This is a genomic window from Methylobacterium indicum, assembly GCF_001043895.1.
Taxonomy (GTDB): domain Bacteria; phylum Pseudomonadota; class Alphaproteobacteria; order Rhizobiales; family Beijerinckiaceae; genus Methylobacterium; species Methylobacterium indicum.
Genome location: NZ_JTHF01000230.1, coordinates 1 through 14,054 on the forward strand (window position 1 = coordinate 1; position 14,054 = coordinate 14,054).

Consider the following 14,054-nt stretch of genomic DNA (forward strand, 5'->3'; position numbering starts at 1 on the left):
GATCGAGGCCTCGGCGTCGCCCGGCCAGGACAGGTCGGTCGCCGTCCGGGCGGGCCATGCCTCGGCGGCCGCCGGCTCCGCTGGGGCGGCGAGCCCCGGGCAGGCGACGGTGCAGCAGGCATGGGCGTGGGCGACCGCCTCGCTCCCGCCCGCATCCTGATGGGACTGGCAGATGATGCCGGCGCCCGCGGCGGCCGGAAGCGGGGACAGGCCGGTGAGGAAGGCCTGCAGCACCAGCGCGTAGAGCGACAGCACGGCGGCGACCGCGCGCCAGCGCGCCGTCCTTCCGCTCCGCCCGTGCCCGAGATCGTTCATGCGTCCGGCATAGCCCAGGTGTCGTGGTTGCGCCATGGCGCCGAATGTCCAGGGGCAGGGTTTCCCAGCCGCGACCCATCCGTCATGTTGCGCAATTACCGCAGTCCACAGCCCAGCTCACGGCTCCACAGCGGCGCCCGCCCGGCGCCACATTCTGGCCCGCTCCTCATGGAGTCTTAACCGCACACCGGCACCGTCACGGGCCATAGTATGGGGCGCAAGCGGCACTATGCCGGATCGGTCGCCCCGCGTCACAGGTTCGAGAGCAGATTTCCCATGCTGACACGCGTTTCCCTCACCGGTTCGCTCGGCCTGGCTCTCCTGGCCGCCACCGCCTTCCCGGCCCTGGCCCAGGACCGGGGCGGCGCGCCGGCCCAGGCGGAGTGGGCGCAGAACTACGATTCCGCCGCCACGATGCGCGTGCAGCGCTCCAACACGCCGATCCTCTCGCCCCAGACCCTGGCGGCGACCGAGCAGATGGTCGAGCGCTACCGCGACATCGTCGCCCGCGGCGGCTGGCAGGCGGTCTCGGGCGCCGAGCGCCTGCGCGTCGGCTCGAAGAGCCCGGCGGTGACGGCGCTCCGCCAGCGCCTGATCGTCTCCGGCGACCTCGACCCGGCCGCCGGCTCCTCCCCGGTCTACGATTCCTACGTCGAGGCCGGCGTGCGCCGCTTCCAGGCCCGCCACGGCCTGAACCAGACCGGCGCGATGAACGTCACCACCGTGCAGGCGATGAACGTCCCGGCCGACGTGCGCCTGCGCCAGCTCGAGCTGAACGCGGTCCGCCTGCGCTCCTACTCGGGCAACCTCGGCGAGCGCTACGTCATCGTCAACATCCCGGCGGCGCTGGTCGAGACGGTCGACGGCGACCACGTCGCGACCCGCCATGCCGCCGGCGTCGGCAAGATCGACCGCCAGTCGCCGATCATGAACGCCAAGATCCAGGAGGTGAACTTCAACCCCTACTGGACGGTGCCGGCCTCGATCATCAAGAAGGACCTGATCCCGAAGATGCAGAAGGATCCGTCCTACCTGACGGACAACAAGATCCGCATCTTCAACGGCGACCGCGAGATCCCGCCGTCCCAGGTCAACTGGCATTCCGACGAGGCGACCCGCTACCGCTTCCGCCAGGATCCGGGCGTCGACCTGAACTCGATGGGCTTCGTGCGGATCAACATCCCGAACCCGCACGGCGTGTACATGCACGACACGCCGGCCAAGGGCATCTTCGGCGACGATTTCCGCTTCGTCTCCTCGGGCTGCGTGCGCGTGCAGAACGTGCGCGAATACGTCTCCTGGATCCTCCAGGGCACCCCGAACGCCAACCCGGACACGATCGAGGCGATCATCCAGGGCGGCCAGCGGGTCGATGCCCGCCCGGTGGCGCCGATCCCGGTCTACTGGACCTACATCACCGCCTGGTCGACCCCGGACGGTCTCGTGCAGTTCCGCGACGACATCTACAAGCGCGACGGCGCCGGTGCCCCGACCGCCTCGATGGCCGCCGCCGCCGCCGGCCCGCGCAACTTCAATCCCGACGCCCCCGACGACGACCAGACCAACTGATCGTCGCCCGACGACCTGACCTGACGACGGCCCGGGCGCGAAGCCCGGGCCGTTTTCGCGTGAATGGACGCCATCATGACCGCCGATCCCGACACCCGCCTCGACGCGCTCGAGACCCGCATCGCCCACCAGGACGCGACGATCGAGGATCTGAACCGCATCGTCACGGAGCAGTGGGGCGCGATCGACCTCCTGACGCGGCACGTCGCCGCCCTGCGCGAGCGGGTGCGCGAGATGGCCGAGCGTCCGGCCGCCACCGGCGACGAGCCGCCGCCGCCCCATTACTGAAGGACAACCGCCCCGGACCCGAAGCCCGGGGCGGAGCGGGCGCTAAGCAGATTTCGCCGAAGTGGATACCGGTTCGGCGGCAAAAATCTGCGACACAACAAGAACCTAAGCGGGCGAAGCGTTGGCCTGCCAACGCAAGTCTGCTCAGAACGTGCCGAACTTGAAGTTCAGGCCGGCGCGCACCAGGCTGCCCTCGGTGCGGAAGCGGGAGACGTACCCGACGCCCGGGCCGCCGGTCGAGGCGACCAGCAGGTTGCGGCTGCCGAGGTCGTAGCGGATGTATTCCGCCTTCACCGTCACCGCATTCGACTTGAAGACGTTCAGGAACGAGTCGGTGGGCATGGCGTACTCGACGCCGCCGCCATAGGCGTAGCCGGTCTCGATCCGCGAGCGGTTGCCGAAATAGGTCTGCGGCGCGCCGGTCTGGAAGGCGACCGTCTGGGTCACGTCGCCATAGGCGAAGCCGCCGGTTCCGTAGACCAGGAACCGGTCGAAGGCGTAGCCGATCCGGCCGCGCACCGTGCCGAGGAAGCTGAGATCCGCCCGGTAGGTGTTGGTGAGCCGGTTCGCGTTGAACGCCGGCAGGAAGATCGACTCGGTGCGCCGGCGGTTCAGGTCGGTATAGGCGGCGTCGGCCTCGAGGCCGACGACGATGCCGGAGCCGGGCGTGAACTGGTAGTTGTAGCCGACCTGGCCGCCGGCGGTGAAGCCATCCTGCGCCAGGGGGACGCTGGCGCGGCGCAGGCCGTTGGTGACGTTGGCCTGGAGGGCCCCGATGCCGACGGTGCTCACCCGGTCGGCCTCGGTATAGGCGTAGCCGGCATTGATGCCGAAATAGGCCCCGGTCCAAGTGAAGACCGGCACTGGCGTGAAGACCGGCGGCGGCGCGGCGCGGCGCGGAAGGTCGGCGGCGGACGCAGCGCCGACCGACAGGAAGACGGCCGTGCCGGCGGTGAGCAACGACTTGAACATGGAGCGCGGTTTCCTTCTCGTGCAATCGAAAGGCGAACGATCTGTGAGGCCGCGTCGCTGCGCTGCCTAGGGCTGCCGAGCCACGACGCCGTGCTTCCGTCGCAGATGAAGCTTGTTTCACTTCGGTTTCTTGCGCCGAGTGCCCTCGCCGACACAGGTTTTCTGGCCGGCAAGACTGTCGATAAAATTTCTGTGATCTTGGATTAAGGCGGCGTCCTCGATGAAAGCACGGGTTTCCATTCGACGGAGCCAGCGCCGAGCGGCGCGACGAGTTTTGTGAGGTCTTTCGGCCGGGCCGGTCCGGGATCGGCAGGGCCGTGCCGGGTCAAGCCGGACATCCGGCGGACCACGAATTTTCATCAACGGCGCGTTCAAATTTTTTGAGTTTCTTTTCCGGCATTTCAAATCCACCCTGCATGCGGATCGGCCCCGTCCGACCGGTCGCCGGCCCGGATCGCCCCGATGCGAGGTCCGGGGCATCGACATGCAGGCGGGAGCAGACATGCAGGCGGGAGCAAATGTCGCTCACGGACAAATGTCCGCCGCTGCGGCCTTGGACTCCCCCTTCGCCCGCGTGTAGAAGCTGGCCGATCCCCATCCTTTACTTCCGCCCCGGCGCTCCGTCCGGGCGGCTCCCGACCAACCTCGAGGCCATCATGAGCGTGGGCACCGCCGCCAACACCCGGTCCAACTCGTTCTTCTCCGCGTCGCTGGCGGATGCCGATCCCGAGCTCGCCCGCGCCGTCGCGCAGGAGCTGGGCCGTCAGCAGCACGAGATCGAGCTGATCGCTTCGGAGAACATCGTCTCGCGCGCCGTGCTCGAGGCTCAAGGGTCGGTGCTGACCAACAAGTACGCCGAGGGCTATCCAGGCCGGCGCTACTACGGCGGCTGCGAGTTCGTCGACATCGCCGAGAACCTCGCCATCGAGCGCGCCAAGCGCCTGTTCGGCTGCGACTTCGCCAACGTGCAGCCGAATTCGGGCTCCCAGGCGAACCAGGCCGTGTTCATGGCCACGATGCAGCCGGGCGACACCTTCCTCGGCCTCGATCTCGCGGCCGGCGGCCACCTCACCCACGGCGCGCCCCCGAACGTCTCGGGCAAGTGGTTCAAGCCGGTCTCCTACACCGTGCGCCGCGACGACCAGCGCATCGACATGGAGCAGGTCGAGCGCCTCGCCCAGGAGCACAAGCCGAAGGTGATCATCGCCGGCGGCTCGGGCTACCCGCGCCACTGGGACTTCGCCAAGTTCCGCGAGATCGCCGACAGCGTCGGCGCCGTGTTCTTCGTCGACATGGCCCACTTCGCCGGCCTGGTCGCGGGCGGCGTGCACCCGTCGCCGTTCCCGCACGCCCACGTCGTCACCACCACGACGCACAAGACCCTGCGCGGCCCGCGCGGCGGCATGATCCTGACCAACGACGAGGCGCTGGCCAAGAAGCTGAACTCGGCGGTCTTCCCGGGCCTCCAGGGCGGTCCGCTGATGCACGTCATCGCCGGCAAGGCGGTCGCCTTCGGCGAGGCGCTGACCCCCGAGTTCAAGCTCTACGCCAAGCAGGTGGTGGAGAACGCGAAGGCGCTCGCCGACACCATCATCTCGGGCGGCTACGACATCACCTCGGGCGGCACCGACAACCACCTGATGCTGGTGGACCTGCGCGCCAAGGAGCTGACCGGCAAGGCGGCCGAGGCCGCGCTGACCCGCGCCGGCATCACCTGCAACAAGAACGGCGTGCCGTTCGACCCGCAGAAGCCGACCGTCACCTCGGGCATCCGCCTGGGCACCCCGGCGGCGACCTCCCGCGGCTTCGGCGTCGCCGAGTTCAAGAAGGTCGGCGAGCTGATCGTCCAGGTCCTCGACGGCCTCCACCGCCACGGCGAGGCGGGCGATGCCGGTGCCGAGGAGCAGGCCAAGGGCGAGGTCCACGCCCTGACCGACCGCTTCCCGATCTACGCCTGATCGGGGCTCCGATCTCCCGGCTTCCCCTTCCGCCGGGAGCACTCTAGAACACGCCCCTTCCGGGGCCGGTCCCACGCGGGACCGGCCCTTTTTCGTACACAGAGGAACGGGCGACCGATGCGGTGCCCCTATTGCGGCGGCCTCGACACGCAGGTGAAGGATTCCCGGCCGAGCGACGACAGCTCGGCGATCCGGCGCCGGCGGATCTGCCCGGATTGCGGCGGCCGCTTCACCACCTTCGAGCGGGTGCAGCTGCGCGAGCTGATCGTCGTCAAGCGCTCGGGCCGCAAGGTCCCGTTCGACCGCGACAAGCTCCAGCGCTCCGTCGAGACGGCTTTGCGCAAGCGCCCGGTCGAGGCGGAGCGGATCGAGCGCCTGGTGAGCGGCATCACCCGCCGGCTCGAGAGCACCGGCGAGGCCGAGGTGACCAGCGAGGCGATCGGCGAGGCGGTGATGGAGGGGCTCAAGGGCCTCGACGACGTCGCCTACGTGCGCTTCGCCTCGGTCTACAAGAACTTCCGCGAGGCCCGCGACTTCGAGGAGCTGCTCGGCCATCTCGCCGCGGGCGCGGCGCAGGCCGCGACCCCGGAGGACGGGCCGGCGCCCGACGAGGCGCTGCCGGCCCGCCGCCCGCGGACGCGCGCGTCGTGAGCGCGCCGGACCCGACGCGCGACGAGGCCGACCGGCGCCACATGCGCCTCGCCCTCGCTCTCGGCCGGCGCCATCTCGGGCGCGCCTGGCCCAACCCGTCGGTCGGCGCCGTGCTGGTCGGCGGTCCCCCGGGCGCCGAGCGGATCCTGGCCCAGGGCGTGACGCAGGCGGGCGGGCGCCCGCATGCCGAGCGCGTCGCGCTCGCGGCGGCCGGCGAGGCGGCCCGCGGCGCGACCCTGTACGTCACCCTCGAACCCTGCTCGCATCACGGCCGCACCTCGCCTTGCGCCGACGCCACCATCGCGGCGGGCGTCGCCCGGGTGGTGAGCGCGATGGACGACCCCGATTCACGGGTCGCCGGCCGCGGCCATGCCCGGCTGGCCGCGGCCGGCATCGCGGTCTCGGTCGGGCTCCTGGGAGCCGAGGCGGCCCGCGACCAGCGCGGACACGTCAGCCGGGTCGTCCGGGGCCGGCCGGCTCTCTTCCTCAAGCTCGCCCGCACGGCGGACGGCTACGCGGCGGGCGGGGAGGGGCGCCTGCTGATCAGCGGGCCCCGCGCCACCGCCGAAATCCACCTGCAGCGGGCGCATTGCGACGCGATCATGGTGGGTGTCGGGACGGTGCTGGCGGACGACCCGCAGCTCACCGTGCGCCTGCCCGGGATGGCGGACCGCTCGCCCCTGCGCATCGTCCTCGACCCCGCGTTGCGCACGCCGCCGGGCGCCGGGCTCGTGCGCACCAGCGCTGTCGTCCCGACCTTGATCCTCTGCGGTCCCGACGCGCCGGCAACGGCGGAGGCGGCGTTGACCGCCGCGGGGGTGGAGGTGGAGCGGGTGCCGCTCACCCGGGACGGCCGCATCGACCTGCCGGAGGCCCTGGCGGTCCTCGGCACCCTCGGCCTGACCCGGATCTGCTCCGAGGGCGGTCCGACGCTCGCCGACGCGCTCGCCCGCGACGACCTCGTCGACGAGTGCCTCCTCGTCACCGGCGACCGTGCGCTCGGGCTGCCCGGCCTGCCGGCGGTCGGCCCGCATCTCGCGGCGCGCCTCGCCTCGCCGGATTTCTCGGTCGCCGAGGAATACCGGATCGGCACCGATCTCTTCACCTGCCACGTACGGAGCCCGTAGATGTTCACCGGCCTCGTCTCGGATGTCGGCCGCGTCGCCGCGGTGTCCGGCGATTCGAAGCTCAAGCGCATCGCCATCGACTGCGCCTACGACCCCGCCGGCATCCTGATCGGCGCCTCGATCGCCTGTTCGGGGCCCTGCCTCACCGCCGTCACGGTCACCCCGCGGGAGGGCGGCTGCACCTTCGAGGTCGATGCCGCCGCCGAGACCCTGGCACGCACCACCGTCGGGGCCTGGGTCCCGGGCATGCGGGTGAACCTGGAGCGCTCGCTCAGGATCGGCGACGAGCTCGGCGGCCACCTCGTCACCGGCCATGTCGACGGCCTCGCCGAGATCGTCGCCCGCGAGCCGGTGACCGGCCAGGCCGGCGACGTGTGGGCCCCGAGTGAGCGCTTCGTGCTGCGGGCGCCGGCCGCGCTCGCCCGCTTCATCGCCGAGAAGGGCTCGGTCTGCCTCGACGGCACCTCGCTCACCGTCAACGGTGTCGAGGGCGACACCTTCACGGTGCTGCTGATCCCCCATACCCTCGCGGTCACCACCTGGGGCGAGCGCCGGGTCGGCGACCGATTGAACCTGGAGGTCGACCTGATCGCCCGCTACGCCGCGCGGCTGACGGAGGCGCGGGCGGCGGTCGAGGCGGGCTGACCGGGGTGATCTCGCGGCGGACTCGTAACAGGATGTGGTCCGCCGATGTGATCGGCTTCCGGCTTCTCGACGATCACCCGGCGCCGTTCTTCTGCGGTCCTCCCCGGACCTGACGACCGTCAAGACGGTCTCCGCGGCGTTGTCGCTGTGCCGCCGTGGCGTCTCGATGCCGGAGGCCAAGCGCGCGCTGGAAGCGATGCTGCAGGACGGTCGAGCTGCGATCCAACTTCGGATGCTCGACGACCCGACAAGTCTCGGTGATGGACTGGCTGCCAGTGGCGTCATGGCGACCTCGGACCTTCGTGCGCCGGTGGATGTTCGCCGCCTTCGCAGCCCACTCGGCCTGTCCCTCGACGATGTCGCGCTCTGCGACGACCTCGAACGCGAGGCCGTCGCCGATTGGGAAGAAGGTCGCGCGATGCCCGACATGACGGCCCGCAGTTACCTGCGGGTGATCGAACGGCTGCCGGGAGAGGCGCGCCGGGCGATGGCCCAGGCGGGCTGATCGTCGGACCGTATCACGCCCCGGGCGGGCGTCGGCGGGAGAGCCGCGCGGCGACGAGTTCCGCCGCCTCGACCTTCACCGGGCGCGCCTGAACGCTCGGCATGACGAAGGAGAGTGCTCCGCCCGGCCGGTGCCAGTCCGGCAGCAGGATTTTCGCGATATTCTCCCTCCCTGATCCCGTTCGGCCGGGTCGGCGAGGCGGAGGAGATCGCCAAGGCGGCTCTGCGTCTGGCCGCGGACGATGCGCGCGTCGTCGACGGCCTCAAGCGGTTCGTGGATGGCGGTCAGGCGCCAATCCGACCCGGTGCCATTCGGGCGAAAAAAGTTCGTTACGGGCCGGAACCGGAACGTAGCGCCCGCGTTCCACACGCGCGAGGCCCGATGAGGCTCGCGGATTGGACGCCGGACCGGGTGTCCGGCGGCCCAAGGATATCGCTGATCCAGGTATCGCTGATCCAAGTCATCACGTTGCTCCAAGGAGGATGTGGTCATGAGGACTTTCGATGTCGCGCCGCTCTACCGTTCCACCGTCGGGTTCGACCGACTGTTTTCCATGCTGGACCAAGCCGCCCGGCTCGAGCCGTCGACCCAGCAATGGCCGCCCTACGACATCGAGAAGGTGGGCGAGGATGCCTACCGCATCACCATGGCGGTGGCCGGCTTCTCGCAGGACGAGATCGAGCTGACCCAGCACGACACCACGTTGCTGGTCACCGGCCAGAAGAAGGACCGGGAGAGCGAGCGTGATTACCTGCACCGCGGCATCGCGGCGCGCGCCTTCCGGCAGACCTTCAGCCTCGCCGATCACGTGAAGGTCACCGGGGCCCGCCTGGAGAACGGCCTGCTCGCGGTCGATCTGGTGCGCGAGGTGCCGGAGGCGCTGAAGCCGCGCCGCATCACGATCGGCGGCAGCCAGGCGGCAATCGGGCAGGATAACGGGCCGGCCCGGATCGACGGCCGTGCCGGGGACCGCTCCAAGGCGGCCTGATCCGACGGCCGTCCGACCCTCGTACACCATGGACGACTCAATCCCCGGAGGCCGCGCGCCCCCGGGGCCCGAACCCCTTCCCGTGCCCTGTCATGCACCATCAGGGAGGACGAACCGTGTCGACGATGGAGATGCATTCCACCCATGCCGGCCCCATCCCCGCCGGCCCCATCCCTTCCGGGCCGATGAACCCGCCTGCCGGCCAGCCCGCCTCGGTCGAGGCGTGGCAGGCCCTTGTGGCACCCGGCGACGTGTTCCGGCACCCCCGGGAGGTGCTGGCGCATCCATTCCTGTCGCGTCCCGAGAAGCGCGCGATCCTGGCCTCCTGGGCCTCGGATGCCTGCGCCCTGGAGAACGCGCCGGCCCTGCGCTGCCTGCCCGGCTGCCGGGCCGAGCCGGTCCCGGTCGATGCCGTGATCGAGGCGCTGGCCGAACTCGATCGCGAGGTCCCGCGCGGCCCCGGCGCGCGTCCGACGCAAAGGCCGTCCCCGCGGCGTCGCCCGCGTACCTCCTGGACATTCGGCTGGCATCCCCGCCCGGGCCGCCGCTCCGACGACGATGACGACCCGCCGCCATGCCCAGCGACGGTCATGCCGCCGCCGCGTCCCCGGATATCTCCCGACGCGACGGCGCGGGCGTTCCTCGTGCCGGCATAGAGGAAACCGGCGTGGCGTAGACCCGGACGGGCACGCACGAAGTCGAAGCCCATCGCGCGCCGCCATGCCCCGCGATGATCATGCCGTCGCCGCATCGCGTATGCGTGCCACCCAGATCGACAGGCTCAGCCCGGCGCGCTGCGCCGTCGAAGCCGCAGCCTGTCAGGCACGGCCGCGAGGCACCGGACTATGGCTCCTCCGGTGCCCCGCCCGGGGCGCGGCAAGAAGCACTGGGCGCGGCAAGAACCTGGGCGCGACAAGAATGCGAGGTCGTCGTCGCCACTCTCCGCGAGAATCCGGTTCAGCTCTTCGATCTGTGCCATCGGCGTCGGATGTCCGCACCGAGGAGAGCTTGCCGGGCCAGACGGACAGCCGGACACCCGTTCCACGGACGGCCTCACGCTTCCTCGGTCCGGCGACGACGTGGCCGGGTCTGCGGAGCGGCGAGGCGGTGGGCCGCCGTCAGGGCGGACACTAGGGTCGCCTCGTCGACGACCGTCAGGTCGCACCGCGTGGCGCCTCTCCGGCCCCAGCCGCCCGGAACGGGCCTGAAGGCAGCCGGCGCCCGTTCGCAGAAGGCATCGCGAAGGTCCAGGTCGAACATCAGGTTGATGTCGAGACCCGCTTCGTCGAGCGTCGCGAAGATCTTGCGCGGCGTGCGGAAGGCCGTGCGATGGAAATGCGGCGCCGAGGTCACGGCCGGCAGGCTCATGACGAGCGCCTTCACACGGGCGATGTCGACAGCCATCGCGACGATTCTCTCCTCACACGGTGACGGATCGGCGCCCGGATTTCGCGTTCCGGTACTGACAGAATCGCAGCCGGTTGCCGAACGGGTCCGCGACCTCCAGCATCTCCCCCCAGGGAGCCTGCTCGATGCCGGGCCGCGCGTAGCCGTAGCGCTTCTCCGTCAATTCCCGATGGTAGACGCGGAGGTCTCGCATCGGCACGAACACGGTCGGGCCCGGGCTGGAATCGCCGTGATGCTCGGTGAGGTGAAGCCGGAGACCCGCGCGCGCGACCTCCATGTAGAGCGGCAGGCCCGGTTCGAACCGGTGCTGGAAGCCCGGCGCGAAGCCGAGAAAGCCGCAATAGAACTCACGGGCCTTGGCCTCGTCGAAGATGCGCAGCACCGGCACCGCCTCCAGGAAGGCAGGCCCCTCGTCGACCGCGTGATCGAGTGCGGCGCAGGCCGTGTTCCAGTCGCTGTGGCCGAGTTCGGCGGCGACGAGTTCGAGGGCGGTGGCGTGCGGGACGGCGATGTCGCGCGCGGCCAGCGCGGCGCGCAAGCGGCCGGCCATGGCCTTCGCCTGATCGACGGTGGTCATCGTGGATCTCCTCAAGCCGGTGGCGGTGCGTCGGCGCTCGCATTGCCGACCCGTCACCGGTCGAGGGACAGGCTTGGGGGATCGTCCACGATGCTTTCACCATCCCGTTGCCGGGGCGAGCGGCAGGCAGCATCGGCCCGGAGACCAGGCTATCCCACCACGCCGTCGGCTGCCAGGGACGCCGCGGGTCGTCCTCCGCCGGTCACGCCGTCGCGCCATCGATGCGATTTGCTCTTTGGGGCTCGATGATGTCGATCGGTGCGGGGCGCCATCGTGCGATGACGCCCCTGCCTGTTCCACTATCCACGCGACAGGATGTGGGGATCGCAGGCGGATCGTCGGATCCGCCGTCGATCAGTGATGCGCCAGGATCGCCAGCAGCAGCAGGGCGATGATGTTGGTGATCTTGATCGCCGGGTTCACCGCCGGGCCGGCGGTGTCCTTGTAGGGGTCGCCGACGGTGTCGCCGGTCACCGCGGCCTTGTGGGCGTCCGAGCCCTTGCCGCCGTGGTGGCCGTCCTCGATGAACTTCTTGGCGTTGTCCCAGGCGCCGCCGCCGGAGGTCATCGAGACCGCGACGTAGAGACCGGTGAGGATGACGCCGAGCAGCATCGCGCCCACCGCCGCGAAGGCCTGGCCCTTGCCGGCGATGGCCTGGATCACGAAGAACAGCACCACCGGCGACAGGACCGGCAGCAGCGAGGGCACCACCATCTCCTTGATCGCCGCCTTGGTCAGCATGTCGACGGCGCGGCCGTAATCGGGCCGCTCCGTCCCCTGCATGATGCCAGGCTTCTCGCGGAACTGGCGGCGGACCTCCTCCACCACCGCCGAGGCGGCGCGCCCCACCGCCGTCATGGCGATGCCGCCGAACAGGTAGGGAATCAGCCCGCCGAGCAGCAGGCCGACGACGACGTAGGGGTTGGAGAGCGAGAAATCGACCGTGACGCCCTGGAAGAAGCGGTACTGGGTCGGGGAGGCGTTCTTGATGAAGTAGTTGAGGTCCGAGGTGTAGGCGGCGAACAGCACCAAGGCGCCGAGGCCCGCCGAGCCGATGGCGTAGCCCTTGGTGACCGCCTTGGTGGTGTTGCCGACGGCATCGAGCGCGTCGGTGGACTTGCGCACCTCCTTGGGCAGCCCGGCCATCTCGGCGATGCCGCCGGCATTGTCGGTGACCGGCCCGAAGGCGTCGAGGGCGACGACGACCCCGGCCAGCGCCAGCATGGCGGTGACCGCGATGGCGATGCCGAACAGGCCGGCGAGCCCGTAGGTGACGATGATGCCGGCGACGATGACGATCGCCGGGAGCGCGGTCGATTCGAGCGAGATCGCCAGGCCCTGGATCACGTTGGTGCCGTGGCCGGTGACCGAGGCATGGGCGATCGACTTGACCGGCCGGTAGCCGGTGCCGGTGTAGTACTCGGTGATGACGACGATCAGCGCCGTGATGACGAGGCCGGCCACCGCGCAGAGGAAGAGGCTGAGCGAGGTGAAGCTCTCGCCGCCCGCCGTGGTGAAGCGGGTCGAGAAGCCGCCGAACATGACCAGGTTGAGACCGGCGATCGCCACGATCGAGAGCGCGCCGGCGCCGATCAGGCCCTTGTAGAGCGCCCCCATGATCGACTGGTTCGAGCCGAGCCGCACGAAGAACGTGCCGATGATCGAGGTGACGATGCAGGCCGCCCCGATCGCCATCGGGTAGAGCAGCATGGTCTCGAGCACGTTGCGGCCGCCGACATCGGTCTGGCCCGAGAAGAAGATCGCCGCCAGCACCATGGTGGCGACGAGGGTGACCGCGTAGGTCTCGAACAGGTCGGCCGCCATGCCGGCGCAGTCGCCGACATTGTCGCCGACATTGTCTGCGATGGTGGCGGGGTTGCGCGGATCGTCCTCGGGGATGCCGGCCTCGACCTTGCCGACGAGATCGCCGCCGACATCGGCGCCTTTGGTGAAGATGCCGCCGCCCAGCCGCGCGAAGATCGAGATCAGGGAGGCGCCGAAGCCGAGCGCCACGAGGGCGTCGATGACCTCGCGGCTCGCCGGGCTCAGGCCGGCGATGCGGGTGAGATAGGTGTAGTAGAGTGCGACGCCGAGGAGCGCGAGGCCGGCGACCAGCATGCCGGTGACGGCGCCCGACTTGAACGCCACCGAGAGGCCGGCCCCCAGCGATTGCGCCGCGGCCTGCGCCGTGCGGACGTTGGCCCGCACCGACACGTTCATGCCGATGAAGCCGGCCATGCCCGACAGGACGGCGCCGATCAGGAAGCCGATGCCGACCTTGAGGCCGAGGAACCAGGCGAGGAGCCCGAACAGGACCACCCCGACGATCCCGATGGTGGCGTATTGGCGGCGCAGATAGGCCTGGGCGCCCTCGGCGATCGCACCGGCGATCTCCTGCATGCGCTGCGTGCCGGCGTCGCGCCGCATGACGTCGTTGATGGTGACGATGCCGTAGGCGACGGCGCAGAGGCCGCCCAGGATGATGAGCAGGAGTGCGGTCATTCTACCGTCCTTGATTGTCGGGCGTTTCCCGCGACGTCGGACGGCCGAGATGGCGAGCGGCCGTTTTTCGCGACGCGGGCCTCCCTCCCTTGTGAGCGGGCCCGCGCGACAGCGCGGATCCGCGATCACAGTCGTGCCAAACTTCCCACCCGAGCGCAAATGCTCCCAAGCTTCGTCCGCTTGAGACTTTCGGCGTCGGGCGCGAACCTGAGACTCGGCTCAGAAGTGGCTGAAGGAACCCGACCGGAAGTGGCGGATCTCGCCCTTCGCGTCGCGCAGGACCGGCGGGGCGCCGCCCTCGGTGACGGTGCCGATCTCGGTCAGCGGCACCCCGGCCCGCTCGGCGGCCGCCTGCAGGGCCGGTACCGCGGCCGGATCGACGGCGCACAGGATCTCGTAATCGTCGCCGCCGGTGAGCGCGACGTCGAGGAGGCCCGGCTCCACCGCGAGGGCGGCCCGGGCCGCGTCCGACAGCGGGATGGGGTCGATCTCGATCTCGGCGCTGAGGTCGGCCGCCCGCATCATCTTGGCGAGGTCGCCGACGAGGCCG

The 14,054-nt window shown here is 70.4% G+C and carries 15 protein-coding genes; 9 read left to right on the plus strand and 6 right to left on the minus strand.

Annotated features, from left to right (window positions below):
• Nucleotides 1-351, minus strand: a 351-nt coding sequence (locus tag QR78_RS24560; RefSeq protein WP_125940050.1) for a hypothetical protein, incomplete at its 3' end; no start/stop codon positions are given.
• 240 nt (nt 352-591) lie between these two features.
• Between QR78_RS24560 and QR78_RS24565 the strand changes: the two genes are divergently transcribed.
• Together QR78_RS24565 and QR78_RS24570 are read left to right on the plus strand one after the other, a co-directional pair.
• On the plus strand, nt 592-1,884 hold the full coding sequence (locus QR78_RS24565; RefSeq protein ID WP_048430221.1) for a L,D-transpeptidase family protein: 1,293 nt from the start codon (nt 592-594) through the stop codon (nt 1,882-1,884).
• Between the two features lie 75 nt (nt 1,885-1,959).
• Nucleotides 1,960-2,172: a SlyX family protein gene (locus QR78_RS24570; protein ID WP_048430234.1), complete on the plus strand. Its 213-nt coding sequence runs from the start codon at nt 1,960-1,962 to the stop codon at nt 2,170-2,172.
• A gap of 144 nt (nt 2,173-2,316) precedes the next feature.
• On the opposite strand, the gene QR78_RS24575 is transcribed toward QR78_RS24570, so the two are convergent.
• The gene (locus tag QR78_RS24575; RefSeq protein ID WP_048430222.1) at nt 2,317-3,144 is read right to left on the minus strand and encodes an outer membrane protein; all 828 of its coding nucleotides are present in this window, start codon (nt 3,142-3,144) and stop codon (nt 2,317-2,319) included.
• Nucleotides 3,145-3,800: 656 nt separating this feature from the next.
• Between QR78_RS24575 and glyA the strand changes: the two genes are divergently transcribed.
• The 7 genes from glyA (at nt 3,801) to QR78_RS24610 (ending at nt 9,674) form a co-directional block, all read left to right on the plus strand.
• Complete coding sequence (gene glyA, locus QR78_RS24580; RefSeq protein WP_048430223.1) at nt 3,801-5,102, plus strand: serine hydroxymethyltransferase; 1,302 nt, start codon at nt 3,801-3,803, stop codon at nt 5,100-5,102.
• 117 nt (nt 5,103-5,219) lie between these two features.
• Entirely contained in the window at nt 5,220-5,753 is a 534-nt protein-coding gene (gene nrdR / locus QR78_RS24585) for a transcriptional regulator NrdR (protein WP_048430224.1), read from the plus strand.
• Nucleotides 5,754-5,794: 41 nt separating this feature from the next.
• Entirely contained in the window at nt 5,795-6,880 is a 1,086-nt protein-coding gene (gene ribD, locus QR78_RS24590) for a bifunctional diaminohydroxyphosphoribosylaminopyrimidine deaminase/5-amino-6-(5-phosphoribosylamino)uracil reductase RibD (protein ID WP_048430235.1), read from the plus strand.
• Nucleotides 6,881-7,525 (plus strand): riboflavin synthase, encoded by a 645-nt coding sequence (locus QR78_RS24595; RefSeq protein WP_048430225.1) that lies wholly within the window; start codon nt 6,881-6,883, stop codon nt 7,523-7,525. It abuts the gene before it with no gap.
• 166 nt (nt 7,526-7,691) lie between these two features.
• Nucleotides 7,692-8,030: a helix-turn-helix domain-containing protein gene (locus tag QR78_RS24600; protein ID WP_125901388.1), complete on the plus strand. Its 339-nt coding sequence runs from the start codon at nt 7,692-7,694 to the stop codon at nt 8,028-8,030.
• Between the two features lie 490 nt (nt 8,031-8,520).
• Nucleotides 8,521-9,018: an Hsp20 family protein gene (locus QR78_RS24605; protein ID WP_048430227.1), complete on the plus strand. Its 498-nt coding sequence runs from the start codon at nt 8,521-8,523 to the stop codon at nt 9,016-9,018.
• Between the two features lie 125 nt (nt 9,019-9,143).
• Nucleotides 9,144-9,674, plus strand: a complete 531-nt coding sequence (locus tag QR78_RS24610) for a hypothetical protein (protein ID WP_048430228.1) — start codon at nt 9,144-9,146, stop codon at nt 9,672-9,674.
• A gap of 397 nt (nt 9,675-10,071) precedes the next feature.
• Here QR78_RS24610 and QR78_RS24615 read toward each other — a convergent pair whose 3' ends face one another.
• The 4 genes from QR78_RS24615 to QR78_RS24630 all read right to left on the minus strand — a co-directional run.
• Nucleotides 10,072-10,422, minus strand: coding sequence for an MmcQ/YjbR family DNA-binding protein (locus QR78_RS24615; RefSeq protein WP_048430229.1), 351 nt, complete (start codon nt 10,420-10,422; stop codon nt 10,072-10,074).
• 16 nt (nt 10,423-10,438) lie between these two features.
• Nucleotides 10,439-11,002, minus strand: coding sequence for a glyoxalase superfamily protein (locus QR78_RS24620; protein ID WP_048430230.1), 564 nt, complete (start codon nt 11,000-11,002; stop codon nt 10,439-10,441).
• 354 nt (nt 11,003-11,356) lie between these two features.
• Nucleotides 11,357-13,504 (minus strand): sodium-translocating pyrophosphatase, encoded by a 2,148-nt coding sequence (locus QR78_RS24625; protein ID WP_048430231.1) that lies wholly within the window; start codon nt 13,502-13,504, stop codon nt 11,357-11,359.
• Between the two features lie 219 nt (nt 13,505-13,723).
• A partial coding sequence (locus QR78_RS24630; protein ID WP_048430232.1) for an AIR synthase-related protein occupies nt 13,724-14,054 on the minus strand: 331 nt, incomplete at its 5' end.

What these genes read in the sequence shown, in the direction of transcription:
- QR78_RS24565 (WP_048430221.1), top strand. Translation starts at nt 592, where the DNA reads ATGCTGACACGCGTTTCCCTCACCGGTTCGCTCGGCCTGGCTCTCCTG.
- QR78_RS24570 (WP_048430234.1), top strand. Translation starts at nt 1,960, where the DNA reads ATGACCGCCGATCCCGACACCCGCCTCGACGCGCTCGAGACCCGCATC.
- QR78_RS24575 (WP_048430222.1), bottom strand. Translation starts at nt 3,144, where the DNA reads ATGTTCAAGTCGTTGCTCACCGCCGGCACGGCCGTCTTCCTGTCGGTC.
- glyA (WP_048430223.1), top strand. Translation starts at nt 3,801, where the DNA reads ATGAGCGTGGGCACCGCCGCCAACACCCGGTCCAACTCGTTCTTCTCC.
- nrdR (WP_048430224.1), top strand. Translation starts at nt 5,220, where the DNA reads ATGCGGTGCCCCTATTGCGGCGGCCTCGACACGCAGGTGAAGGATTCC.
- ribD (WP_048430235.1), top strand. Translation starts at nt 5,795, where the DNA reads ATGCGCCTCGCCCTCGCTCTCGGCCGGCGCCATCTCGGGCGCGCCTGG.
- QR78_RS24595 (WP_048430225.1), top strand. Translation starts at nt 6,881, where the DNA reads ATGTTCACCGGCCTCGTCTCGGATGTCGGCCGCGTCGCCGCGGTGTCC.
- QR78_RS24600 (WP_125901388.1), top strand. Translation starts at nt 7,692, where the DNA reads ATGCCGGAGGCCAAGCGCGCGCTGGAAGCGATGCTGCAGGACGGTCGA.
- QR78_RS24605 (WP_048430227.1), top strand. Translation starts at nt 8,521, where the DNA reads ATGAGGACTTTCGATGTCGCGCCGCTCTACCGTTCCACCGTCGGGTTC.
- QR78_RS24610 (WP_048430228.1), top strand. Translation starts at nt 9,144, where the DNA reads ATGGAGATGCATTCCACCCATGCCGGCCCCATCCCCGCCGGCCCCATC.
- QR78_RS24615 (WP_048430229.1), bottom strand. Translation starts at nt 10,422, where the DNA reads ATGGCTGTCGACATCGCCCGTGTGAAGGCGCTCGTCATGAGCCTGCCG.
- QR78_RS24620 (WP_048430230.1), bottom strand. Translation starts at nt 11,002, where the DNA reads ATGACCACCGTCGATCAGGCGAAGGCCATGGCCGGCCGCTTGCGCGCC.
- QR78_RS24625 (WP_048430231.1), bottom strand. Translation starts at nt 13,504, where the DNA reads ATGACCGCACTCCTGCTCATCATCCTGGGCGGCCTCTGCGCCGTCGCC.